The organism is Streptomyces sp. NPDC111802 (genome assembly GCF_055634335.1).
Genome location: NZ_JBVKCZ010000020.1, coordinates 62,572 through 83,789, shown reverse-complemented (window position 1 = coordinate 83,789; position 21,218 = coordinate 62,572). Strand labels below are relative to the sequence as shown.

Annotated in this window: 20 protein-coding genes; 13 read left to right on the top strand and 7 right to left on the bottom strand. The window is 72.3% G+C overall.

All coding sequences use genetic code 11. The annotated features are described in order from the left end of the window. Positions 1–2 precede the first annotated feature (2 nt). Together ACZ7NC_RS22940 and ACZ7NC_RS22935 are read right to left on the bottom strand one after the other, a co-directional pair. Positions 3–851 carry an SMP-30/gluconolactonase/LRE family protein gene (locus ACZ7NC_RS22940; RefSeq protein WP_471490794.1) on the bottom strand — a complete coding sequence of 283 codons (849 nt, stop codon included), beginning with the start codon at positions 849–851 and terminating at the stop codon, positions 3–5. Then, positions 848–1,621, bottom strand: coding sequence for an IclR family transcriptional regulator (locus tag ACZ7NC_RS22935; RefSeq protein ID WP_471490792.1), 774 nt, complete (start codon positions 1,619–1,621; stop codon positions 848–850). Before ACZ7NC_RS22935 ends, ACZ7NC_RS22940 begins: the two co-directional genes overlap by 4 nt. Before the next feature lie 262 nt (positions 1,622–1,883). Here ACZ7NC_RS22935 and ACZ7NC_RS22930 point away from each other — a divergent pair, with 262 nt between their 5' ends. Further along, complete coding sequence (locus tag ACZ7NC_RS22930; RefSeq protein ID WP_471490791.1) at positions 1,884–3,974, top strand: TerD family protein; 2,091 nt, start codon at positions 1,884–1,886, stop codon at positions 3,972–3,974. A 14-nt stretch (positions 3,975–3,988) separates the two neighbouring features. Here the strand turns inward: ACZ7NC_RS22930 and ACZ7NC_RS22925 are convergent, their stop codons facing one another. Next, positions 3,989–4,465, bottom strand: coding sequence for a hypothetical protein (locus ACZ7NC_RS22925; protein WP_471490789.1), 477 nt, complete (start codon positions 4,463–4,465; stop codon positions 3,989–3,991). A 135-nt stretch (positions 4,466–4,600) separates the two neighbouring features. Between ACZ7NC_RS22925 and ACZ7NC_RS22920 the strand changes: the two genes are divergently transcribed. Beyond that, positions 4,601–5,188 carry a DUF2269 domain-containing protein gene (locus tag ACZ7NC_RS22920; RefSeq protein ID WP_471490787.1) on the top strand — a complete coding sequence of 196 codons (588 nt, stop codon included), beginning with the start codon at positions 4,601–4,603 and terminating at the stop codon, positions 5,186–5,188. A gap of 8 nt (positions 5,189–5,196) precedes the next feature. On the opposite strand, the gene ACZ7NC_RS22915 is transcribed toward ACZ7NC_RS22920, so the two are convergent. The 3 genes from ACZ7NC_RS22915 to ACZ7NC_RS22905 all read right to left on the bottom strand — a co-directional run bounded on the left by ACZ7NC_RS22915 (position 5,197) and on the right by ACZ7NC_RS22905 (position 6,925). Continuing rightward, positions 5,197–5,460: a hypothetical protein gene (locus tag ACZ7NC_RS22915; protein WP_471490786.1), complete on the bottom strand. Its 264-nt coding sequence runs from the start codon at positions 5,458–5,460 to the stop codon at positions 5,197–5,199. 62 nt (positions 5,461–5,522) lie between these two features. Further along, the gene (locus tag ACZ7NC_RS22910; protein ID WP_471490785.1) at positions 5,523–6,770 is read right to left on the bottom strand and encodes a PucR family transcriptional regulator; all 1,248 of its coding nucleotides are present in this window, start codon (positions 6,768–6,770) and stop codon (positions 5,523–5,525) included. Between the two features lie 2 nt (positions 6,771–6,772). Further along, a complete protein-coding gene (locus tag ACZ7NC_RS22905; RefSeq protein WP_471490783.1) occupies positions 6,773–6,925 on the bottom strand; it encodes a hypothetical protein in 153 nt (50 codons plus the stop codon). Between the two features lie 246 nt (positions 6,926–7,171). Here ACZ7NC_RS22905 and pgfA point away from each other — a divergent pair, with 246 nt between their 5' ends. The 11 genes from pgfA to ACZ7NC_RS22850 all read left to right on the top strand — a co-directional run bounded on the left by pgfA (position 7,172) and on the right by ACZ7NC_RS22850 (position 20,331). Then, on the top strand, positions 7,172–8,158 hold the full coding sequence (pgfA, locus tag ACZ7NC_RS22900) for a cell envelope lipid trafficking protein PgfA (RefSeq protein ID WP_471490782.1): 987 nt from the start codon (positions 7,172–7,174) through the stop codon (positions 8,156–8,158). A 218-nt stretch (positions 8,159–8,376) separates the two neighbouring features. Continuing rightward, positions 8,377–9,537 carry a glycosyltransferase family 4 protein gene (locus tag ACZ7NC_RS22895; RefSeq protein WP_471490780.1) on the top strand — a complete coding sequence of 387 codons (1,161 nt, stop codon included), beginning with the start codon at positions 8,377–8,379 and terminating at the stop codon, positions 9,535–9,537. A gap of 70 nt (positions 9,538–9,607) precedes the next feature. Continuing rightward, entirely contained in the window at positions 9,608–10,378 is a 771-nt protein-coding gene (locus ACZ7NC_RS22890) for a class I SAM-dependent methyltransferase (RefSeq protein WP_471490779.1), read from the top strand. Beyond that, positions 10,375–15,393: an alpha-(1->3)-arabinofuranosyltransferase domain-containing protein gene (locus ACZ7NC_RS22885; protein ID WP_471490777.1), complete on the top strand. Its 5,019-nt coding sequence runs from the start codon at positions 10,375–10,377 to the stop codon at positions 15,391–15,393. Before ACZ7NC_RS22890 ends, ACZ7NC_RS22885 begins: the two co-directional genes overlap by 4 nt. Beyond that, positions 15,390–16,793, top strand: coding sequence for a condensation protein (locus ACZ7NC_RS22880; RefSeq protein WP_471490775.1), 1,404 nt, complete (start codon positions 15,390–15,392; stop codon positions 16,791–16,793). The genes ACZ7NC_RS22885 and ACZ7NC_RS22880 overlap by 4 nt, the downstream gene beginning before the upstream one ends. Then, a complete protein-coding gene (locus ACZ7NC_RS22875) occupies positions 16,790–17,524 on the top strand; it encodes a class I SAM-dependent methyltransferase (protein ID WP_471490774.1) in 735 nt (244 codons plus the stop codon). The genes ACZ7NC_RS22880 and ACZ7NC_RS22875 overlap by 4 nt, the downstream gene beginning before the upstream one ends. Positions 17,525–17,549: 25 nt before the next feature. Next, the gene (locus ACZ7NC_RS22870; protein WP_471490897.1) at positions 17,550–18,473 is read left to right on the top strand and encodes a hypothetical protein; all 924 of its coding nucleotides are present in this window, start codon (positions 17,550–17,552) and stop codon (positions 18,471–18,473) included. Continuing rightward, on the top strand, positions 18,470–18,709 hold the full coding sequence (locus ACZ7NC_RS22865; RefSeq protein ID WP_471490772.1) for a Trm112 family protein: 240 nt from the start codon (positions 18,470–18,472) through the stop codon (positions 18,707–18,709). Before ACZ7NC_RS22870 ends, ACZ7NC_RS22865 begins: the two co-directional genes overlap by 4 nt. Beyond that, positions 18,706–19,509: an FkbM family methyltransferase gene (locus tag ACZ7NC_RS22860; RefSeq protein WP_471490770.1), complete on the top strand. Its 804-nt coding sequence runs from the start codon at positions 18,706–18,708 to the stop codon at positions 19,507–19,509. The genes ACZ7NC_RS22865 and ACZ7NC_RS22860 overlap by 4 nt, the downstream gene beginning before the upstream one ends. Next, complete coding sequence (locus ACZ7NC_RS22855; protein WP_471490769.1) at positions 19,484–20,074, top strand: hypothetical protein; 591 nt, start codon at positions 19,484–19,486, stop codon at positions 20,072–20,074. The genes ACZ7NC_RS22860 and ACZ7NC_RS22855 overlap by 26 nt, the downstream gene beginning before the upstream one ends. Further along, positions 20,038–20,331: a hypothetical protein gene (locus ACZ7NC_RS22850; RefSeq protein ID WP_471490768.1), complete on the top strand. Its 294-nt coding sequence runs from the start codon at positions 20,038–20,040 to the stop codon at positions 20,329–20,331. Before ACZ7NC_RS22855 ends, ACZ7NC_RS22850 begins: the two co-directional genes overlap by 37 nt. On the opposite strand, the gene ACZ7NC_RS22845 is transcribed toward ACZ7NC_RS22850, so the two are convergent. Next, complete coding sequence (locus tag ACZ7NC_RS22845) at positions 20,321–21,202, bottom strand: ATP-grasp domain-containing protein (protein WP_471490767.1); 882 nt, start codon at positions 21,200–21,202, stop codon at positions 20,321–20,323. The two genes, ACZ7NC_RS22850 and ACZ7NC_RS22845, sit on opposite strands and share 11 nt — an antisense overlap. Positions 21,203–21,218: the final 16 nt, after the last annotated feature.

The following is a 21,218-nucleotide window of genomic DNA, read 5'->3' as shown; positions in this document are numbered from 1 at the left end:
GCTCAGCCGTTGAAGGCCGGCAGCGCCAGCCCCTTGCCCGCGCCGGGTACGACGAGCAGGGAGCCCGACAGCGGAGGCGGCGACGCCAGTCCCGTACGGGCCGTCGTGATGTACAGGTCGGTCAGGTCGGGGCCGGCGAAGGCGCACGCCGTCACCCGGGGCACCGGAAGCTCGATCACCCGGTCCAGCTCCCCGCGCGGTGTGTAACGCCGTACCGCCGAGCCGTCCCACAGCGCCACCCACACACAGCCCTCGGCGTCCACGGTCAGCCCGTCGGGGAAGCCGGCGCCGTCCTCGATCTCGGCGAAGGGCCGCCGGTCGGCGACCGTGCCGTCCACATGGTCGAAGACGTCGACGCGCCGCGTCGGCGAGTCGATGTAGTACATGAGGCTGCCGTCCGGGCTCCACCCCGTGCCGTTGCTGACCGCGACGTCGTCGAGCACGACGTCGGCCGACCCGTCACCGGTGAACCGGGAGAGGGTGCCGCCGCCCGGGGCCTCGTCGTAGCGCATGGTGCCCGCCCACAGGGAGCCGTCGGGGGCGACGGCGGCGTCGTTGGCGCGGCGGCCGGGGACGGCCTCGTGGTGCAGCCAGCGGAAGGTGTCGTCCGGGTCGAGCAGCCCCACCCCGTCCCGGAGGTTGAGGACGAGCCCGCCGCCGACGCGGGGTTTGACGGCGCCGATGTGCTGGTCGACGGTACGGACGCTCCGCCGCCCGGAGACGGGGTCGTAGGAATGCACCCGGGCCCCCAGGATGTCGATCCACAGCAGCCGCCCGCCGTCCGCGTCCCAGGTCGGCCCTTCGCCGAGCTGGGCCTCCGCCCGGACCGCGACCTCATAGCTCGCCGTCACGCCACGCTCCGGTGGCCGAGACGCTCCGACAGTTCGGTGGCCCCCTTGGCGGCGAGCTGCTCCAACTCGGCGCGGCGCTCGTCGCTCCAGCGGATCATGGGGACGGAGATGGAGAGGGCGGCGACGACCTGCCCGGTGCGGTCCCGTACGGGCGCGGCCACACACGACACGTCCGGGTTGGACTCCCGGCTCTCGACGGCGATCCCCCGTTGCCGGATCTCGGCGAGGGCCTCGCGCAGAGCGCCGGGCTCGGTGATGCTGTTGGGTGTCATGGCCACCAGCTCGGCCCCGTCCGGAATCCGGGAGCCGAGCTCCGGCTCGGGAAGGGAGGCCAGCAGCATCTTGCCGACGGACGTGCAGTGGGCGGGCAGCCGGCGACCGGCGGCGGACACCATCCGCACGGCGTGCGTCGAGTCGACCTTGGCGATGTAGATGACGTCCGTGCCCTCGAGGATCGCCACATGCACGGTCTCGTCACAGGTCTCCGCGACGGACCGCGCGACCTGCTGCCCCTCGGCCGCGAGGTCGAGCTGCTCGGCGTACCGGCTGCCGAGCTGGTACGGCCGTACGCCCAGACGGTACCGTCCGGGCTGACCGGGCACCTGGACGATGTACGACCGGGCGGCCAGAGTGGTGACCAGCTCGTGCACGGTGGTGCGCGGCAGCTGGAGCTTGCGCACTATGTCGGGGGCGGAGAGCGTACCGTCCCCGTCGAGGAAGAGCTCGAGGATGTCGAGAGCCCGGGTCACGGCTGGTACGAGGCGTCCCACGTCCGGCCCCCTCCCTTGGGTGTCAGTGAGGCTGCGTTCGATATTTCAACAGCCGATCGGAATAACGAACACAGGCTACTCAAATTCCGTTTACCCCGGCAATGGCCGTGCGCGGACCAGCCCGAAAGGTCCTCGGACTCGCTGTATGGCCAGTACCGTTGCCCGCGTGCGGCACGTCACAATCTGCTGCACGGGGAGGCACCCGGGGTGACGGCTCAGGCGTGCCCCCAGGTGAGTGATATGGGGGGATTCTGTGCGCGAAATGACCAAGGGCTCGAACGTGTCGCTGACGGCCCTCAGCGAGGACGTCGGCACGGTGATTGTCAGCCTGGGCTGGATCAGCCCGACCGGTGAGGGCGACGCCGACGTGTCGGTTCTGCTGCTGGACGAGAACGGCAAGGTCCGCAGTGACGCCGACTTCTACTTCTACAACAACCCGGTGGCCGCCGACGGCAGTGTGCAACTCCTGGGGAAGACGCCGACGGAGGACGGCAACGAGGACCGGATCTGCTTCGATCTGACGGCGGTCCCGCCCGAGGTCGAGCGGGTCGTGGTGGCCGCGAGCCGGTACGGCGAAGCCCGCTTCGGAGACCTGGAGAACGTGCAGGTGAGGCTGGCCGACGCGGCTGGCGAGAGCCTCCTGCGATTCGCCATCGACGACGTCGACGCGGTGAGCGCGATCATCTTCGGGGAGTTGTACCGGCGCGGGCAGGACTGGAAGTTCCGTGCCGTCGGCCAAGGCTACGAAAGCGGTCTGGCCGGGATGGCGACGGACTTCGGGGTCGACATCGACGACGACGCGACCGAGGCGGAGGCGGAGGCGCTGGCCGAGTCCGACGCTCCCGTCGAGGAGGAAGCACGGTCCGTGGTGGAGGAGTCTGGCTCGGCGAGCGGCAGCGATCAGCCGCAGCCGACAGAGCCGGCCGCTCCGGCCCCGACGCTGGAGGCGGTCCCGGCTCCCCGCAGTCCGGACGCCGCCGAGACCGGGCCGACGAAGCGGGCGCCGACTCCGGCGGCACGGCCACGTACGGCCAAGAAGAAGGTCACCCTGCCCAAGGCGACCAGGAAGTCGCTGGCGGAGAACGAGTCCTGGAGGGAGGCCAGGCTCTTCCCGGTTTCCGTCCTCAAGAGCGACCGCGACCGGGAGATGCGGGCCACCTCGGTGCTGCTGTCGGTGATGGCGCAGGTACCCGAGTTCGGCAGGCGGCTCACGGCCGCCTTCGGTGCGCCGGCGGGCCGTATGGAGACGTTCACCGAGGTCTCGCTGCCGCACGGCGACACACCCCGCCGTCCCGACGGGGTGATCCGCGTGGAGCGAGCAGGCAAGCTGTGGACGGCCCTGGTGGAGACCAAGACCAACGGCAACTCCCTCAAGGCCGACCAGGTCCAGGCGTACATGGACATCGCCGCGCGGCGCGGCTACGAGGCAGTGATCACGCTGTCGAACGACGTCGCGTTGGAGGGCAGCCCGCTCGTCGACGTCAAGATCGACGGACGCAGGAAGCACAAGGTGGCCATGTGGCATCTGTCGTGGGCCGAAGTCGCCCACCAGGCACAGATGTTGATCCGCCACGAGGGGGTCGGGGACGCCTCACACGCCTGGCTGCTTCAGGAGCTGCTGCACTACCTCCAGCACGAGAACTCCGGTTGCCACGGCTTCCAGAACATGGGTTCGGCCTGGGTCCCCGTTCGCAACGGCATCGATGACGAGACCCTGTGCCAGGGCGACCCGCGGGCCCTGGAGGTCGTCGAGAGCTGGGAGCGTCTCATCCGCCAGGTGTGCCTGCGCCTGGGCGGCGAGCTCGGCCAGAAGGTCCTCCCCGTCCAGCGCGCCAAGCGTGGCACCGACCCCGGAGTCCGGAGGGCACGTCTCGCCGACCAGCTGTGCCTGGACGGCAGACTTCAGGCGGAGCTCCGTATCGAGGGCACCCCCGGGATCCTGTCCGTCAGCGCCGATCTACGCACCGGCAAGCTCCGCACGTCGCTGCAGATCCCGGCCCCCGAGCAGGGCTACCCGCTCACCTGGGTCAAACGCCTTGTCCGCCGCCTCGCCGAGGCACCGGCCGACCTCCATGTGGAGACCCTGGTCGAAGGGGACACCGGAGGCCCTCGCGGCACCCTGGAACGCCTTCGCCCCGAGCCGGGGGATCTGCTCCCGAAGAACACCGCCACCTCCATCACCGGCTTCCGCCTGACTCTCTTCAAGGGCATGGGAAGCACCCGGGGCAACGCCGAGTCCGGCTTCATCCGCAGCGTGGACGACGCCGTGCACCGCTTCTACACGACGGTGGCGGTGCACCTGGACCGCCCCGCACCGACACGAGCGGCGGCGAAGGAGCCCGCCAGCGCCTAGGGCAGTCGGCTTCGTCAACTGTGCCGCTGTTCCGTCCGCACATACGTCACATCGAAATCCGTCGTCCACAGCTCTCCGTCGGGTGACTGCTCCCAGCGGCCCTCGATCGTCGTGCCGTCCGGGGCGGCGGTGACGGTGAGGCGTTGGTGGAAGCCGGGGGCGGCGCGCCACTGGTGCCAGGTGCGGTCGGTCATGGTGCCTCGGTAGACGCGGGCGACGGATCGGCCGTCGGCGTACAGGACGGTGAACTCGTCGGCCGTGTCGTCGTAGCCGATCAGGGCGACGGTGGGGAAGGGGGCGTGCGGGCCCCACTCGCCGGGGAGGGCGGTCTCGGGGCCGATGTCCGCGCGCTGGACGAGGAAGGCGCCGTTCTCCAGCCAGGCGAACTCCGTCCGGATGGGGCCGACGGTGTGGTCGGCGGCCCACAGGTCCCACTCGCCGACGAAGACGTCCAGCTTGCGCAGGGCGGAGTGGGGGGCCGGTTGGCGCATCGGGGTCTCCTCTGGTTCTCGCCTGGTTCTCGGGGAGGGAGCAGGCGGGGTCGCGGCGGGTACGCCGACGCCAGTACACGGGGTTACTCCCGCCGTCAGACGTGCTCGCCGCTCGCGCCCGGCACCGTGGTGTCCATGTCTTCCACAACTTCCGCGACCGCCACCGCCTCCGCATCCTCCAGGAAACTCAGCCGCCCCGCCCGCCGGGCCGCTCTCGTCGTCCATGTCGTCGCCTCCGCGAGCTGGGTCGGGCTCACGCTCGGGCTGCTCGCGCTCGGGATCACCGCGGCCGGCACCGGGTCCGCGGTGACCGTGGAGGCGTCAGTGCGGGCGATGAAGCTGTTCGCCGACTGGCTGCTGCTGCCGGTGGCGTTCCTCACGCTGGTCAGCGGGGTCGTGCTGGCGCTGGGCACGCAGTGGGGTCTGGCGCGGCACCGCTGGGTCTACGTCAAGTTCTGGATGACCCTCGCCACGACCACCGCCACCGTCTTCGCCCTGCGCCCCGGGGTGAACTCCGCGGTCGCCGCCGTAGCCGCGGGCGGGCCGCTGCCCGACGCCGGTGACGTCCTGTTCGGGCCGATCGTGTCGCTGTCCGCGTACGTCTTCATGACGGTGATCTCGGTCCTCAAGCCCTGGGGCCTGACGAAGCGGGGGCGCAGGCTGCGCGCCGCGTCCCCCCGCCGGCGGGTCGACAACGCCCAGCCGGCCCGTCAGACGGCCTGACCGGTGCCCTACAGGTACTGCCCGTCGTCCGCCCCCTTCCCCGCCCCGGGCCACACCTTCACCGCCACCACTTGGGCGAAGTTGACCAGCGCGAAGCCGTTCTCCGCGTCGTCGGGCGCGGTCAGTTCGAAGCGCAGGGTGCGGCTCTCGTCGAAGGCTTCGTTCAGGGCCACGACCGCCGAGTCCAGGGTCGCGAAGTCCCGGGTCCGCACGGTCAGCGGTTCGCCTTTGACGGGCTGGAGCCAGAGGTGCAACTCCGGGTTGTCGGGCATACGGCCACGATGCGCGCTCCGGCCGCCCCGCACAAGTGGCCCCCGGCACGCACCGGGCAGCCTCAGCGCCGCGTTCCGCCCAGCCCACCCCGCAGCCGCTGCGCCCGCAGCACCAGCTCCAGCTCGAACCGCCGGTCCGGGTCGTCCATCTCCTCGCCCCACAGCTCCCGGATCTGGCGCAGCCGATAGCGGACCGTCTGGGGATGCACCCCCAGGCGGGCCGCCACCTCCGGCGCCCCGCCCCTGGTCTCCAGCCACGCCAGTAACGTCTCCGCCAGTCGCCGCCCGTGCGTCGGCCCGCACTGCTCCAACGGCGCCAGACACCGCACCGCCAGGTCGTCGATGAGCTCCTCGGGCTGCAGCAGCACCAGCGCCTCCGTGTGCTCGGTGCAGTACAGGACCTCGCCGGCGGGCAGCAGCCGCCGTTCCATCAGATGTACGGCGGCCTCGGCCCAGCGCAGCGACTTCGCCGCGTCGGCGAGGGGGACCGGCGGGCCGATCGCCCCGGACCAGCCGCACAGCGCCCGGTGCAGCAGCTCGGGCCGGCCGGCGGCGTCCGGCTCGGGCACGACCATGCGCGGCTGCTCGTACTCAAGATCGAGCAGCACTCCCTGTCCGACGGCCGGGGCCAGCGCCTCCCGCGCCGGGCGCAGCAGCACACCCACCGCGACCTTCTCGGGCAGCGGCCAGCCGATCCGGGCCGCGCGCTCCGACAGGGCGTCGGCCGGGTCGCCCCGGTGGTGCTCGGCCAGCAGCAGTTCCATCAGGCGGCGTTGGAGGCGCAGCCGCTCGCCCGCCTGCCGTGCCGCCGCCTCGGCGTAGCCGCGCACCGACTGGTCGACGAGGCCGTCGAGGTACTCGTAGCCCGCGTCCACCAGCTCGTACATCGCGGGCGGCGGAATCTCGACGCGCTGGCCGATCTCGGCGAACCGGCGCCAGGCAAGCCGTACGCCCATCCGGTAGATCGCCTGGAGGGAGTCGAGCGATCTGCCGTTCAGGCCCTCGCCCCGGCCGAAGTCCTGGAAGACGCCCGGTGGGACGGTCGGGCGGCCCTCCGACTTCTCCAGGTGCTCGACGAAGACCTCGATCGCACGCCGGATGCCGACCAGGGCCATCGGCTCGCCCGACTCGTCGAGGACGACGGGCAGATGGGGGTACTCGCGCTGGATCTCGCGCAGGATCTGCTCGGCGAGGGCCGGGGCGTCCGCCATGGCCAGCTCCGCGAAACGGCGGACCTGGTAGCGGGGTACGTCGCGCCAGGCCGAGCGGGTCACGGCGGCGGGGGCCGCCGTGGAGGGGGTGGCGGTCACGGTCAACTCCCCTGGCCCGCTTGCTCGTAGGTGATCAAGGGGGTGTTCGGCTGGTCGGGCGTCGCCTCCAGCAGCGCGACGACGCCGAGCGCGGCACCCACCGCGAGCACGGCGGCGAGCGTGACGGTCAGCGTGGCGGCGAGCAGTCTGGACATCGCAGGGTCAGCCTCTCTGTCCGGAGGTCCCGGAAGCCCAAAGGCCCCGGGAGTCGTCCCCACCCGGCGTCGTAAGCCCGGTCCCGACCCCTGCCTGTCGGGCCCAGTCTCGACAAGCCCGGACAGCCCGTCAAGACATTGACACTCCGTCAAGAGACGCCTACGGTTCCCGGCCCAAGAACGGCCAGGCAACGACCGTGCACCCACCGTGCACCGACCATGCGTCAATCCCCCCAGGAGTGCCGGATGCGCCGTACAGCCTCACCTGTCTCGTTGATCCTGCTGGGTCTCGGCACGTTTCTGCTGGTACTGGCGCCGATGCTGGCCTGGTACGTGACACCGCGCGCGGCCGTGAACCCGATCGACATCGACACCACAGCCGTTTACAAAGGCACTGGCAGTGTCTTCGACACCGAGAAGATCGAGACCGTGCCGGACCAGACGATCACCGTCACCCAGCGGGTGCGGGGCGACGTGGCGGAGAGCGAGCGCAGCGGCAACGCCGTCTGGGACGTGATCACCACCGTCGACACCGACAAGTCCCTGCCGGCCGCCGACCCGCACGACGCGCTGGACTTCACCCCGCACCGCTGGGTGATGGACCGGAAGACCACGAGGCCGGTGCACTGCTGCGGCGAGAAGCCGTACATCGAGGGCGAGGCCTATCTGAAGTTCCCGTTCGACGTGCAAAAGCGCTCCTACCAGTGGTGGGACAACAGCGGCGGAACGACGGTCACCATGCGGTACGACGGCACCGAGAAGATCCAGGGCTACCCGGGTTACCGGTTCACCGCCGAGGTCGCGCCCCGCAAGGTCGGCACCCGGCTCGTCCCCGGCCGGCTCGTCGACCAGCCGAACCGCCCGCAGGTGCTGGCCGAGGAGTGGTACTCCAACCATGGCTTCAAGCTGGTCGTGGACCAGCGCACCGGCCGGGTGATCTACGCCCGGACGGGTCCGCGCCGCACCCTGCGGGCGCCCGGCGGCGAGAAGGACGCGGCGGTGCTGCTGGACAGCGAGAAGATCGCGTTCACCACGGCCACACAGAAGGAGGCCGTGCGCCAGGCGCGGCGGGACTCCGATCAACTGCGGCTGGTGGGCGAGACGTTGCCGATCGGGGCGGCAGGGGCGGGATTCGTCCTTGCGGTGGTGGGCGTCGTTTTGGTGGCACGTGGGCGTAAGCGGCCGGAAGCTCCCGGTACGGTCGAGATGCCCCAGCCCTCACTCACAATGTGACGTGACGTCAGCTCTAACAAAGCCGGAAATTGTCATGTCGGTGAGTAGCCGTGGCGAACCGCTGGGCGAAAACTGTCCAACCCCACCCGGACACAGCCTGTCCACACCCCGCGCACAACGACCGTAAGGCGCCCGAGAACCCTCGCTTACCCCCACAGGAAGCCAAACCCTCCCTCCCCCACACTGAGTTCCGCACCCTGAGACGAGTTGGAGCACCCATGCCCCAGCACGTGCCCTCCCCGCTGCGCGCCGATCTCCCCTGGGCGTCGCAGCACTCTCCGGCGCTCCCCCCACATCCGCGCCGAATCGTTTTTCTCGCCCATCGTGACCTGGGCAACCGTTCCGCCGGCGGCTCCGAGCTGCTGGTCGACCGCCTCGCCGACGGCCTCACCCAACTCGGCCACCAGGTCACCCTGCTGTGCGGTGGCCCGGCCTCCTACCGCGACTACCGGGTCGTCTCGGCGGGCGGCTCGTACGGCCACTACCTGCGCGCACGCTCCGCCTTCGCCCGTCAGGTCGGTGACTGCGATCTGCTGGTCGAGGTCTGCAACGGGATGCCGTACTTCGCCCCCGTGTGGCATCGCGGTCCTACGTTGTGCCTGGTCAACCATGTGCACACCGATCTGTGGCAGATGCGTTTCGGCGGCGCGATGGCGCCTGCCGCTCGGCTCGGCCGAAGACTCGAGCACTGGGCGTTGACCGGTGCGCAGCAGCGGAGCCTGCTGGTCGCCGTGTCTCCGTCCACGGCGCATGCGCTGCGGGCGATCGGCGTCGAGCGGGACCGTATCCGAGTGGTGCACAACGGAGTCGAGGAGCCCGGGCCCCTGGGCGACCGTTCCCCCGAGCCCCTGTTCGTGGCCGTCGGACGGCTTGTCGAGTACAAGCGGATCGATCTGCTGCTGCGGTTGTGGGAGCGGGTGCGGCCGGTCACCGGCGGCCGGCTTCTCATCGTCGGGGACGGGCCCGAGCGCGGGAGGTTGGAGGCGCTCGCCGGTCCCGGCGTCGAGTTCACGGGGCACGTCTCCGAGGCGGAGAAGCATCGGCTGCTGTGTGCGGCATGGCTGTTGCTGCATCCGTCCGCGATCGAGGGGTGGGGGCTCGTCGTCACCGAGGCCGCGACCCGGGAGACGCCGACCATCGGCTTTGACGTGCCCGGGCTGCGGGACTCCGTCGTGGACGGGGAGACGGGGGTGCTGGCGCGGGGGGAGTCGTCGTTCGCGGCTGCCTGGTGCACGCTTGCCCTGTCGGGACATCGCCGGGAGCTGATGGGCAAGGCGGCTCGTGATCGGGCGGCGCGGTATCGGTGGGATCGGACGGTGAGGCAGTTCCTGGCGGTCGCCGGTGAGGCGGTGAGAGGCCATGGCGCCTATACGCCGTAGAGGTTGGGCCGTCTCGCGAGTGCGGGCTCGTGGTGGCTGGTCGCGCCCACGCGGCGGTAGCCGCACATCGATGACAGCCCCGCGCCCCTGGCGGGGCGTTCCCCAGCCCGGAACCATCAAGGACCCCTCCTTCCGGCGATCCCTCGCCCTCTTCCGGGCCTTCCTGCATGAGCAGGACGATCCCGAAGCCTGCTACTCGCTTCTCGCCCGCGACGCAGCCGATCAAGTCGAGGCCTACGACGGGGCCGTCGCCGGGCGTACCGTCGTGGACGTCGGTGGTGGCGGCGGGTACTTCACCGAGGAGTTTCGGCGGCGCGGTGCATACGCCTATCTCTTCGAGCCGGACATCGGCGAACTCGGCGAGAAGCCTCCCGAAGGGGCCGTCGTCGCCGACGGGTATCTGCTGCCCCTGCGCGACGGGGTCGCCGATGTCACCTTCTCCTCCAATGTGCTGGAGCATGTGGCCGATCCGGGGACCTTTCTCAGTGAGCTGGCGCGGGTGACCCGGCCCGGTGGGCTGATCTATGTGTCGTTCACCAATTGGCTGTCCCCCTGGGGCGGCCATGAGTGGGCCCCCTGGCACTACTTCGGTGCCGAGCGGGCCCGCGCGCGCCACCGGCGCCGTACCGGGCAGGCTGCCAAGCACACCCTCGGCGAGAACCTGTTCGCCGTGCACATCGGCACCACCCTGCGGCAGGTCCGCGCCCGCGACGACGTGGAGATCGTCTCGGCGCGCTCCCGCTACTGGCCGTTCCTCGCGGAGACCGTCGTGAAGGTGCCCGGCATCCGCGAGTTCGCCACCTGGAACCTCCTCCTCATCCTCCGGCGGTGTCCACCATGACGACGACCACGGTCCAGGCTCCTCCCCCGGCAGCCGTGCCCACCTCCGCGCCCGCCTCGGGTCCGCCGGAGGGCCCCCGGTCGAGGCGCTGGCTGCTGGGGTTCTGGGCCGTGGTGTTCGTGCTGCTCCTGGCGGTGCAACCGGGGCGGCAGACCTTCGACACCAAGCTCGGTGTGACCGTCGATCCGGGGCAGTTCCTCGCCGATCTCGGGCAGTTGTGGCACGACGAGAGCGGCTTCGGCGGGATCCAGGACCAGTACGCGGGCTATCTGTGGCCGATGCTGCCGTTCTACTGGCTGGCCGATGTCGTACGGCTGCCGGTGTGGCTCGCGGAGCGGCTGTGGCTGTCGCTGATCGTGTCCGTCGCCTTCTGGGGTGCGCTGCGGCTGGCCGAGCGGCTGCGGGTGGGGAGCGGGGGGTCGCGGCTGGTGGCGGCGGTCGCCTATGCGCTGTGGCCCGTTTTCACCATCGTCGTGGGATCCACGTCCGCCGCCGCGCTGCCGGGGGCGTTTCTGCCGTGGGTGCTGCTGCCGTTGACCGATGAGCGGTACACCGCCCGGGTCGCCGCGCTGCGGTCGGCGTTGATCATCCCCTTCATGGGCGGCGTCAACGCGGCCTCGACCCTGGCCTCGCTGCTCCCCGTGGGGCTGTATCTCCTCTCCCGGCCGCCCGGTCCACGGCAACGGAAGCTGATCGCGTGGTGGGTGCCGGGCGTGATCCTGGCGACCGCCTGGTGGGTGATCCCGCTGCTGCTGCTCGGCGCCTACGGCGAGAACTTCCTTCCGTACGTGGAGAGTTCGCAGACCACCACCGAGACCATGGCGGCGACCGAGGCGCTGCGCGGCGCCGGGAACTGGGTCGCCTATCTGCACTTCGGTGACGCCTGGCTGCCGGCCGGCTGGACCGTCGCCTCGTCCGCCGTCGTGATCGTCTGCTCGGCGCTCGCCGCCGGGCTCGGGCTCGCGGGGCTGGCCCGGCGGGACATGCCGGAGCGGCGCTGGCTGGTGCTGACCGTGGTGACGGTCGCGCTGATCCTGCTCGCCGGGTACGGCGGGGCCTTCGGGGCGCCCTTCCACGGGGTCGTGCAGGACTGGCTGGACGGCGGGCTCGTGCCCTTCCGGAACATCTACAAGTTCCAGACGGGGCTCGCCCTGGCGCTGGTGCTGGGGCTCGCCCATCTGGCGGGCGTGGCGGCCGAGGCGCGCGGGGCGCGGCCGGTGTGGGGGCGGCGGTTCGCGCCGCTGGTCGCGGCCGTGCTGGTGCTGCCGGGACTGATGTGGCCGTACCTCAACGGCTCGATCCTCAGCCCGGGTTCCTTCAAGGAGATCCCCAAGTACTGGCAGACCACGGCCGACTGGATGGAGAAGTACTCCCCCGACGCCCGCGTCCTCGTCGTACCGGCCACCGCGCACGGCATCTACTCCTGGGGTTCGACCATCGACCAGCCGCTGGACGTGGTCGCCGACTCGCGCTGGGCGCAGCGGGACTACGTGCCCTTCGGCACCCCCGGCAACCGGCGCGCGATGGACGCCGTCGAGCAGGCGCTGACGAGCGGCGGTGAAGTGCCGGGGCTCGCCGACTACCTGAGCCGGGCGGGGATCCATTACGTCGTCGTCCGCAACGACCTCGATCCCGACCAGATCGGCTCCGTCCCGACCACGACGGTGAAACGGACCCTCGAACAGTCCGGGTACGAGCGGGTGACCGGCATCGGGCCGGTCATGACCGGCGGCCGGATCGCGCCCGGCACCCCCCTCGCGGTGGAGGGGTTGTATCCCCGGCAGCGGGCGGTGGAGATCTACCGGCCGGCCGGTGAGGACGTGCCGCGCCCGCACCAGGCCGGACTCCAGCCGGTCGCCGACACGGCCGTCGTCTCCGGCGGACCGGAGGCGCTGCTGCCGCCGGCGTCCGAACTGCGCGGCAGGGCGAGTGTGCTGACCGGCGACAACCATCCCGGGCTCGGCTCGCCGCGGGTGCGGGTGGTCGGGGACGGGCTGCGGCGTGCGGACACCCGGTTCGGCCTGGTCAACGCCAACACGTCGTACACATACACCCGCGACGAGCGCAACGCGCCCGACGCCGCCCAGGACGCCGGCGAGCAACCGCACCAGATCCTGCCCACCACGGGCCTCGGTCACCAGACGGTGGCCGAGCTGCGCGGCGCGCGCTCGGTGACGGCGTCCTCGTACGGCAGCTGGCTCTTCCATCTCCCGCAGTTCGACCCGGTGAACGCCTTCGACGGCAACCCGGACACGGCATGGGCCGAGGGCTCGGAGGGGTCGCCGGACGGGGAGTGGCTGCGGATCGCCTTCGCGGGTGGGTCGTATGACATGCCGTCGTCGTTCAAGGTCACGCCGCTGCCGCAGGAGGGTGTGCGGGAGGCGGTGACGCGGGTTCGGGTGGAGACGGAGAAGGGGTCGGTGAGCAGTTTCCTCCGGCCGGACGGGACGACGCAGACCGTCAAGTCCCCTGTGGGCGCGACGAGTTGGATGAAACTGACGATCACCGACTCCGTCGCCCGGCGGTCCGGTCTGACCGGGGCGGGCTTCTCCGAGATCGCACTGCCGGACGTCCAGGTGACCCGGCTGCTGCGGCTGCCCACCGACGCCGGGGACTCCCCGGCCGCCGCGGAGATCGTCTCCCTGTCCCGGGCGGCCGACCCGTCCGGGCTGTCGCCGACGGGCACGGAGGCCGGACTGCACCGCCGCTTCGCCACGTCCACGGCGGGGACGTACGAGGTGCGGGCGAGCGCGGTGCCGGTGGCCGGCGAGGCGCTGGACGAGCTGCTGTACGAGGTGGCGCCGGACCAGCGGAACCGGATCGTCGCGACCGCGGACTCCACGGCCCGGCTGGGGGCGGGTCTGTCGCCGCGCAACCTCACCGACGGCGACCTCACCACGGCGTGGATCGCGGGCGACCGCCCCACGATCCATCTGCGCTGGCCCGGAAAGCAGGCGGTCGGGGAGGTCGTGCTGGCGCCGGCCGGGGGTCTGGCCACCCGTCCGACCGAGGTGCACATCAGCTCTCCGGACGGCGCGGCCGTCGCGGGCGTCGACGAGAACGGCAACGTCCGCTTCCCGCCGATCACCACCGACCGGCTGGACATCACCATCACCGAGACGGCCCCGCTGACCCTGTACAACCCCATGGTGGACGAGGATCTGCAACTGCCGGTGGGCCTGACGGAGGCCTACGTCCCGGCCCTCGACCAGTACCGCACCCCTCAGCCGAAGGTCTCCCGGACGTTCTCGCTGCCGTGCGGGAAGGGGCCGGTGGTCTCGGTGGACGGGAAGCTGTTCCAGACGGGCGTGCGGGGGACGGTAAGGGATCTGGTGGAGCGACGGCAGGTGGCTGTGACGCTCTGCCAGCAAGGGCGCGACGACGCCGGGTTGCGGCTCTCCGCCGGTGACCACCGGGTCGAGGCCGGCGACGCCGGACCGCTCACCGTCACCGCCGTGACGCTGACACGCGGCTCGGTCGCCGAGGCCGCTGCCGCGGGGCGTGAGCTGGGCATACGGGACTGGCTCGGCGACCGGCGCACGGTGACCGTCGGCACGGGCGCGGCGAGCTACCTGACGACCTACGAGAACTTCAACGACGGCTGGCACGCCACGCTGAACGGCGAGGAACTGACGCCGGTCCGGCTGGACGGCTGGCAGCAGGGCTGGCGGATCCCGGCGGGCGCCGGCGGCACGGTCGAGCTGTCGTACGAACCGGCGGTGACCTACGAGGCCGCTCTGATCGGCAGCGCGGTCGCCATCGCGCTGCTGGCCGGGCTGGCCCTGTGGCGCCGACGGTCCCCGAACCCCGACGAGCCGCAGCCCACCCCGCCGCCGCCGGGGCTGTGGCTGGGCACGGTGGCCGTGACGGTGATCGCCGTGCTCATCGCCGGCTGGTTCGCACTGCTGGTGCCGGCCCTCGCGGTACTGGCGTGGCGCAAGCACGCCCTGCTGGTACCGATCGCGTTCACGGCGCTGGCGGGGGCGGGGATCGCCGCGGCACTCGGGGCCGGGGAGCCGGTAGGGGCGGAAGAGGGCGCCTTCGGCCCAGCGGCTCAACTGCTGGCACTGGTCGGGCTGTTCGCCGGGGTGGTGGCGGTGGGGGAGTCTGCGGGGGCGAGTGGGGGGTCGGGTGGGCCGGGAGGGTCGGGCGGGCCGGTGAGGCCGGGGGGATCGGGCGGCTTCACGGCCGCCTCGGGAAACCCGAACAACCCGACGAGACCAGGAGCCTCGGGCAGCTTCACAGCCGACTCGGGAAACCCGAACAACCCGACGAGACCAGGAGCCTCGGGCAGCTTCACGACCCACCCGGAAGACCCGAGCAGCCCGAGAAAGCCAGGAGGCTCGGGCAGCTTCACGACCCACCCGGAAGACCCGAACAGCCCGAGAAAGCCAGGAGCCTCGGGCAGCTTCACAACCAGCCCGGAGAACCCGAACAGCCCGACGAAGACAGGAGGGCTCGCGGCGAGCCCCGAAAGCCCGCCAGCGCCCGCCAAATCACCGGCCGCCCCAGAAGGACCAGGAAATCCGGACCACCCGGCGAAGCCACGAACACTCGCCACCAGTCCCGGAAACCCGCCAGCGCCCGCCAAATCCCCCGCCGCCCCGGAAGGGTCAGGAAATCCGGACCACCCGGCGAAGCCACGAGCACTCGCCGCCAGTCCCGGACCCCCGGCAGCGCCCGCCAAATCCCCCGCCGACCCAGAAACGCGTGGCCCGGCGGTTCAGAGCGGGCCGGGCTCGGGCGTCGGCGCGTCTGGCTCCGGGGTCGTTCCGCCGCCAGTCGCCGGGGCCGGCGTTTCGGGATCCGGGGGTGCCGGGTCGGGGGTGCCGGCGCGGGCCTCGTCGCTTCGGGGGCGCGGGCGTAGTCCGTTGGGCGGCGAGGCACCCGGGGCTCAGTCCGTCTCCGGGCCGACCGTCTCCGCGCGGGGGCCCGGTGGGCCGGAGCCCGATCCGCGCACGCCGCGATTGCGGGCTACCGGTCGCGAGGACACGGGGAAGGACGAGGCCATATGACCGCACTGCAGCAGCCCGCGCGTGCCGGGGGGCCGCTTCGGCCTCCGGCGCGGGTTCCGTTCCCCGTCGTGGACGAGGTCGCCCGGCACTGTCTCCAGGACGAGGAGCCGGAGACGGTTCACATCGAGGTGCATCTTCCGGGACGGCTGGACCAGGGGCGCCTGCGTGCCGCCTTCGTGGAGGCGTTGCGCCGGCATCCCCGGATTCTCATGCGGGAGGCGCCGGGGCGGTGGTACCGGCGCCGGTACGAGTGGGAGCTGACGGCGGAGCCGGACGTGGAGGTGGTGAGCTTTCCGGTGCCGGGGCGGGACGCGTTGCGGGATGCGCGGACCCGGGCGCTGACCGAGGCGCCGCCGTTGTCCTTGTCGCCGCCGATCAGGCTGGAGGTGGTGCAAGGGCCGGGGCCGGTGGAGGGCAGCGAGGCCACGGACGCCGTCGGTGAGGCAGATGCGGGGCGCGGGGGCGGATCGACTGCCGTCCGGCCGGGCGGGGCACACGGGACCGTCCTGTTCCTCACCATCAACCACACCGCCCTCGACGGCCCCGCCTGCCTCCGCGTCCTCGCCACCGCCGCCGAGCTCTACGGCGGCAAGGACAACTCCCCCGCCGCTCCCCCCGTCCGCGCCACCCCCGAGGCACCCCCGCCCCCGCAGGACGCGCCCTCCAACTGGTCCCGCCCCGCGCGGGTGGCGCCCGGCACCCCCGAGCCCTCCCCCGGCAACGGCCTGCTCGTCACCGAGTTCCCCCTCCCCCACCGCCCCAAGGGCTCCCCCTACACGGTCAACGACCAGCTCATGGTCACCACGGCGCTGACCATCGCCCACTGGAACAGGGAACACGGCGCACACCCCAGCCCCCTCCGCATCACCATGCCCGTGGACGACCGCCCCCGAGACACCACCATGCCGATCGGCAACGGCACCCGGCTGGTCGAAGTTCCGTTCACACCGCAGGAGTTGGCGGCGCACGCCCCCGCCGACATGCCGGCTCTACTGCACCGCACGGCCACCAGAACCCGCGCCCTGAAGTCCCTCCCGCGCCCCCAACTCGGCCACGGAGCCGCCCTTCTCACCGCCCCGGTCACCCCCGTCTCCTGGCGTGCCGCCCTCACCCGGGGCCTGCGCAGGGCCGCCGCGCCCTGGACGTCCACGACCCTCCTCAGCAACATCGGCCGTATCCCGTACCCCCTGGACTTCGGTGAGGAGGCCGGCCGCGCGCACGCCGTGTGGTTCTCGGCGCCCGCCCGGATGCCGCGCGGTCTGACCGTCACCACCGCCTCGACCGCGGGCCGCCTCCATCTCGCCCTGCGCTGGTCGCGGGCCCTGCTCGGCCACGGCGACGGCGCCCACCTCCGGGACCTCTTCGAGCACTATCTGCACACCACCGAGGTGACCCCGTGACGACGACCGCCCCACCCCCCAAGGACCTCCGCGACTTCTACGAGAACCCCGCCGTCCCGGTCGCCTCCGGCACCCCCCGCAGCCGCCGCCAGGCCCGCATGCTCGCCGAGGCCCTGGGACCGGCGGCCGGTCACCCCTGCACGATCCTCGACATCGGCTGCGGCGACGGCAGCGCCGCCGCGACCGCCGCTCCCCACCTCACCGGCCACCGCGTCGTCGGCCTCGACTGGTCCCAGGACGCCCTGCGCCGGGCCCGCACCCGGATCCCGTACGCCGTCCGCGGTGAACTGACCGGCGGCGGGCTGCCGTTGCGGACCGGCTCCGCCGACGCCGTGCTGTTCAGCGAGGTGATCGAGCATCTGGTCGACCCGGACGCGGCCCTGGACGAGATCCGTCGCGTGCTGCGCCCCGGCGGCCATCTCATGCTCTCCACCCCGAACCTGGCCGCCTGGTACAACCGCGCCCTGCTGCTGGCCGGAGTGCAGCCGGTGTTCTCCGAGGTCAGTCTGCGGGCGATCCACGGGCGGCCGGGGCGGGAGGTCGTGGGGCATCTGCGGCTCTACACCGCCCGTGCGCTGCGGGAGTTCGTCGCCGCGTCCGGCTTCGAGGTCGTACGGCTGGCGGGCGCCCCCTTCCACGGCGTACCGCGCACGCTGCGCCCCCTCGACCGGCTGGCCTGCGCCAGACCGTCGCTCGCGTCGATCCTGCTGCTGCACGCACGACGGACGTAGGGAGGGCGGGACCATGTGGTGGGGAGTGGCCGCGGCCCTGCTGGCGAACACCCTGTACAGCCTCGGTTTCGTCCTGGAGAAACGGGCGCTCACCGCCCTCCCGGAGGTGAGCATCCGGCAACCCGCCCGCTTGCTGCGGCTGGTGCTCGGCAGTCCCCTGTGGATCGGCGGATCGCTCGCCCTCGCCGCCGGTTTCGCGGCGCAGCTCGTCGTCTACCGCACCCTGCCGATCGCCGCCGCGCAGGGCATCTTCGTCTCCGGGCTCGTCCTGCTCGTGCTGCTGTCCGCGCGGCTGCTGGGCGAGGAGACCAGCGGACGGGAGCGGTACGCGCTCGGCGCGATCCTCGCCGCGCTGCTGATGGTCGTGCTCTCGCTGCGCGAAGGCCCGGGCGGCGGGGAGACGGTGAGCCGGCACGCCCCGTATCCGCTGATCCTGCTGGTGTGTGTGCCGTCGCTGGCGGCGGGCGTGTGGCTGTACAACTCCGCCGAGCGCAGGACCCGGCACCGGCACCGGCTGCCGACGACCGGCGTCGAGTACGGCGTGGCGGTGGGGCTGCTGTACGGGGTCAGCTCGCTGGCCATCAAGGGCGTGTCGAGCTACCTGACGACCAGCGGACCGGCCGCCGCCCTGCTGGATCTGCTGCGCTCCCCGTATCCGTATCTCCTTCTGTTCACCGGCGCGTTCGGGCTGGTCATGTCGCAGGCGGCGCTGCAACGCTGCCGGGCCTCGCTGATCGTGCCGGTGTGCACGACGGTGACCTGCCTGTACACGGCCGTGCTCGGCACGCTGTCGTTCGGCGAGTCGCTGCCCGAGGACCCGCTGCGGCTGGCGCTGCGGATCGCGGGTACGGCGCTCGCCCTCGCCGTACTGCTGTCGATGCCCCGGCACGACCCGCCCGCACCGGCTCCCCAACCCTCCATCGGCGCCAAGGAGTTGACTCCCCCATGAAACCCGACGACCCACTGCTGCAGATCCTGGCCTGTCCGCTCGACAAGGGGCCGCTGCACCTCGTCGAGGTACCGGACGCGCCCGCCCCCGAGGCGGAGACGGCCGAGGCGCTGTACAACCCGCGCCTGCGCCGCCGCTACCCGATCGTGGACGGCATCCCCCAGTTGCTGCCGGCCTCCGGGGAGCAGGTCTCCGACGACGAACACGAGGAACTCCTCAAACGGATGGCTCCATGACCCTCGCCGCGAGCATCGCCCCGCTGTTGCCCACCCGCCTGGTGGCCGCCGTCGCCCGTGCGGTGTACCCGCGCTTCGAGCCTGAGCTGGCCCGGCTGGCGGAGCTGTGTCCCGCCGGGTGCGGGACCGCCGTGGACGTCGGGGGGTGGTACGGCCCGTGGACGCGGCGGCTGTCGCGGCGGGCACGCCGGGTGGTGACCGTGGAACCGGTCCCTCATCTGGCGCGGCTCCTGGCGGCGACGGCCCCGCCCAACGTCCGGGTCGTGCAGGCCGCGGCGGCCGAGCGCCCCGGCACGGCCCGGCTGTGGCTGCCGCCGCGCGACGCGGGCGACCGGGGTGTGTCCTCCCTGGTCCGCCGGGACATCCACGCCACGGCACTGCCGGTCAGCTGTGTCACCCTCGACGAACTCGGCCTGAGGGACGTCGGGTTCGTCAAGGTCGACGTGGACGGCAGCGAGCTCGCGGTGCTGCGCGGCGCGACCGGCATCCTGGCCCGCGACCGGCCCGCCCTGTTCATCGAGCTGGAGTCCCGCATCCAGCCGATCGCCCCGGTGCTGACGTATCTCTCCCTGCTCGGCTACGACGGCTGGGTCCTGCCCGGCCGCGACTGGGTGCCCCTGAGCCGCTTCCCCCTGGAGACCCACCAGGCGGAGACCTCGTACGTCGTCACCCAGGGCCTGCTGCGGCGGGTCCTGCCCTTCCGTGGCCCGCGGTACGTCAATTCGGTCCTCTTTCTCCCCGACGGCCGCCGTCCGATCGGCGACGATGGAGCGCATGCCCTCCGGAAAGCGCCCCGCTAGCCCGTTCACCCCGCTCGACTTCCAGCTGGTGCTGCTGCGCCGGATGGCCGACCACAACCCGGATCTCGTGGACGAGGCCCGCCGTGAACTGGGCGTCTCCCTCGCCGAGATGCGCGAGGCGAACAGGCGGTGGCAGGCGATGGTCCGCTCACCGAGGGCGCGCGGGGCCGCCTCCCGGTACCGCTCGGTGCTGGGCGCGCCCGAGTCCGTGGTCACCCGCAAGGTCGGCGACCTGGAGTGCGAGGCCTGGCTGTGGCCCGTGCCGCTCTGGCCCGACCTGCGCTTCGAGGTGCTGCTCGCACCGAACGGCGCGGTGTGGAACGAGTGGCTCGTACGCGCCCCGGGCGCCACGGGCCCGACCCTGCGCACCCTCGCCGACCTGACCCCCTGGTCCTGCACGGTCGACGAGGCGGCCCGCGCCTTCGCGCCCGCCCGGCCGCTGGAGGGCACGGCGCCGACACGGTGGGGGCTGGCCTTCACGGCGCCGGACGGTCAGGGTGTGCGGCGGGAGGTGGTCGCCGAGTTCACGTGGGGGTTGTTGCAGCGGGTGGCGGTCAGCGAGTAGCGGCCGTCAGGATCGCCTCGGCCACGCGCGCGACGGACGCCACCGGCCCGACCCTGCGCACCCTCGCCGACCTGACCCCCTGGTCCTGCACGGTCGACGAGGCGGCCCGCGCCTTCGCGCCCGCCCGGCCGCTGGAGGGCACGGCGCCGACACGGTGGGGGCTGGCGTTCGCGGCGCCGGACGGTCAGGGGGTGCGGCGGGAGGTGGTCGCCGAGTTCACGTGGGGGTTGTTGCAGCGGGTGGCGGTCAGCGAGTAGCGGCCGTCAGGATCGCCTCGGTCACGCGCGCTACGGACGCCGGGTGCAGCGACAGGAACAGATTCGGCTCGACCAGCTCCAGCTCCATGACCTGCGGCTGCCCGTCCTCCCCGTCGACGAGGTCGACGCGCGCGTACAGCAGCTCCTCGGGCTCCGGTACGGCGGCCAGGGCCCGCTCGGCGACGGCGAGTTCGGCCGGGGTCGGGGTCCAGGGCTCCAGGCCGGGGTGGGCGACCTTGCGCTGGTCGTAGGGGGTGCCGGGGGTGAGAACGGCGCCCTTGCGGCTGGCGTGCAGGAGACGGCCGCCGTAGAACTGGAGCGCCCGTTCCCCGCTGAAGTCGATGTCCTTGATGTAGGGCTGCACCATCGCGGTGAACCCCTCCGCGTGCATCCGCGCGAGCTGCCGTACGGCCGCGTCGTGCTCGTCGGGCGAGTAGCGGGCGGCGAATCGCGCGCCCGCGCCGGAGGTGGGCTTGACGACGTACTCGTGGTTGTCCGGGAGATCGGGGACACCCGGGCCGTCGCCGGGCGCGAAGTAGCGCGTGGGCACGACGGGCACCCCGGCCCCGGCGAGCTCGCCGAGGTAGCGCTTGTCCGCGTTCCACCGCACCACACCGGCCGGGTTCGCGAGCCGGGTGGCCTTGCCGCACCGCTCCGCCCAGGCCAGGAACTCCGCCGCACGCCAGCTGTAGTCCCAGGTGGAGCGGATCACGGCGAGGTCGTAGCCGTCCCAGACCACGGTCTCGTCGTCCCAGTACACGGCGTCCGCCTGGGCCCCGGCGTCCCGCAGCGCCCGCACCAGCACGGGGAGATCGCGGTCGACGCTGATCTCGGGGCCGGGACGGCAGGTGACGAGGGCTATGCGGGGCACGGCGGTTCCTCCACGG

What these genes read in the sequence shown, in the direction of transcription:
- ACZ7NC_RS22925 (WP_471490789.1), bottom strand. Translation starts at nt 4,465, where the DNA reads ATGCGCCAACCGGCCCCCCACTCCGCCCTGCGCAAGCTGGACGTCTTC.
- ACZ7NC_RS22915 (WP_471490786.1), bottom strand. Translation starts at nt 5,460, where the DNA reads ATGCCCGACAACCCGGAGTTGCACCTCTGGCTCCAGCCCGTCAAAGGC.
- ACZ7NC_RS22895 (WP_471490780.1), top strand. Translation starts at nt 8,377, where the DNA reads ATGCCCCAGCACGTGCCCTCCCCGCTGCGCGCCGATCTCCCCTGGGCG.
- ACZ7NC_RS22865 (WP_471490772.1), top strand. Translation starts at nt 18,470, where the DNA reads ATGAAACCCGACGACCCACTGCTGCAGATCCTGGCCTGTCCGCTCGAC.
- pgfA (WP_471490782.1), top strand. Translation starts at nt 7,172, where the DNA reads ATGCGCCGTACAGCCTCACCTGTCTCGTTGATCCTGCTGGGTCTCGGC.
- ACZ7NC_RS22930 (WP_471490791.1), top strand. Translation starts at nt 1,884, where the DNA reads ATGACCAAGGGCTCGAACGTGTCGCTGACGGCCCTCAGCGAGGACGTC.
- ACZ7NC_RS22855 (WP_471490769.1), top strand. Translation starts at nt 19,484, where the DNA reads ATGCCCTCCGGAAAGCGCCCCGCTAGCCCGTTCACCCCGCTCGACTTC.
- ACZ7NC_RS22890 (WP_471490779.1), top strand. Translation starts at nt 9,608, where the DNA reads ATGACAGCCCCGCGCCCCTGGCGGGGCGTTCCCCAGCCCGGAACCATC.
- ACZ7NC_RS22880 (WP_471490775.1), top strand. Translation starts at nt 15,390, where the DNA reads ATGACCGCACTGCAGCAGCCCGCGCGTGCCGGGGGGCCGCTTCGGCCT.
- ACZ7NC_RS22920 (WP_471490787.1), top strand. Translation starts at nt 4,601, where the DNA reads ATGTCTTCCACAACTTCCGCGACCGCCACCGCCTCCGCATCCTCCAGG.
- ACZ7NC_RS22905 (WP_471490783.1), bottom strand. Translation starts at nt 6,925, where the DNA reads ATGTCCAGACTGCTCGCCGCCACGCTGACCGTCACGCTCGCCGCCGTG.
- ACZ7NC_RS22885 (WP_471490777.1), top strand. Translation starts at nt 10,375, where the DNA reads ATGACGACGACCACGGTCCAGGCTCCTCCCCCGGCAGCCGTGCCCACC.
- ACZ7NC_RS22860 (WP_471490770.1), top strand. Translation starts at nt 18,706, where the DNA reads ATGACCCTCGCCGCGAGCATCGCCCCGCTGTTGCCCACCCGCCTGGTG.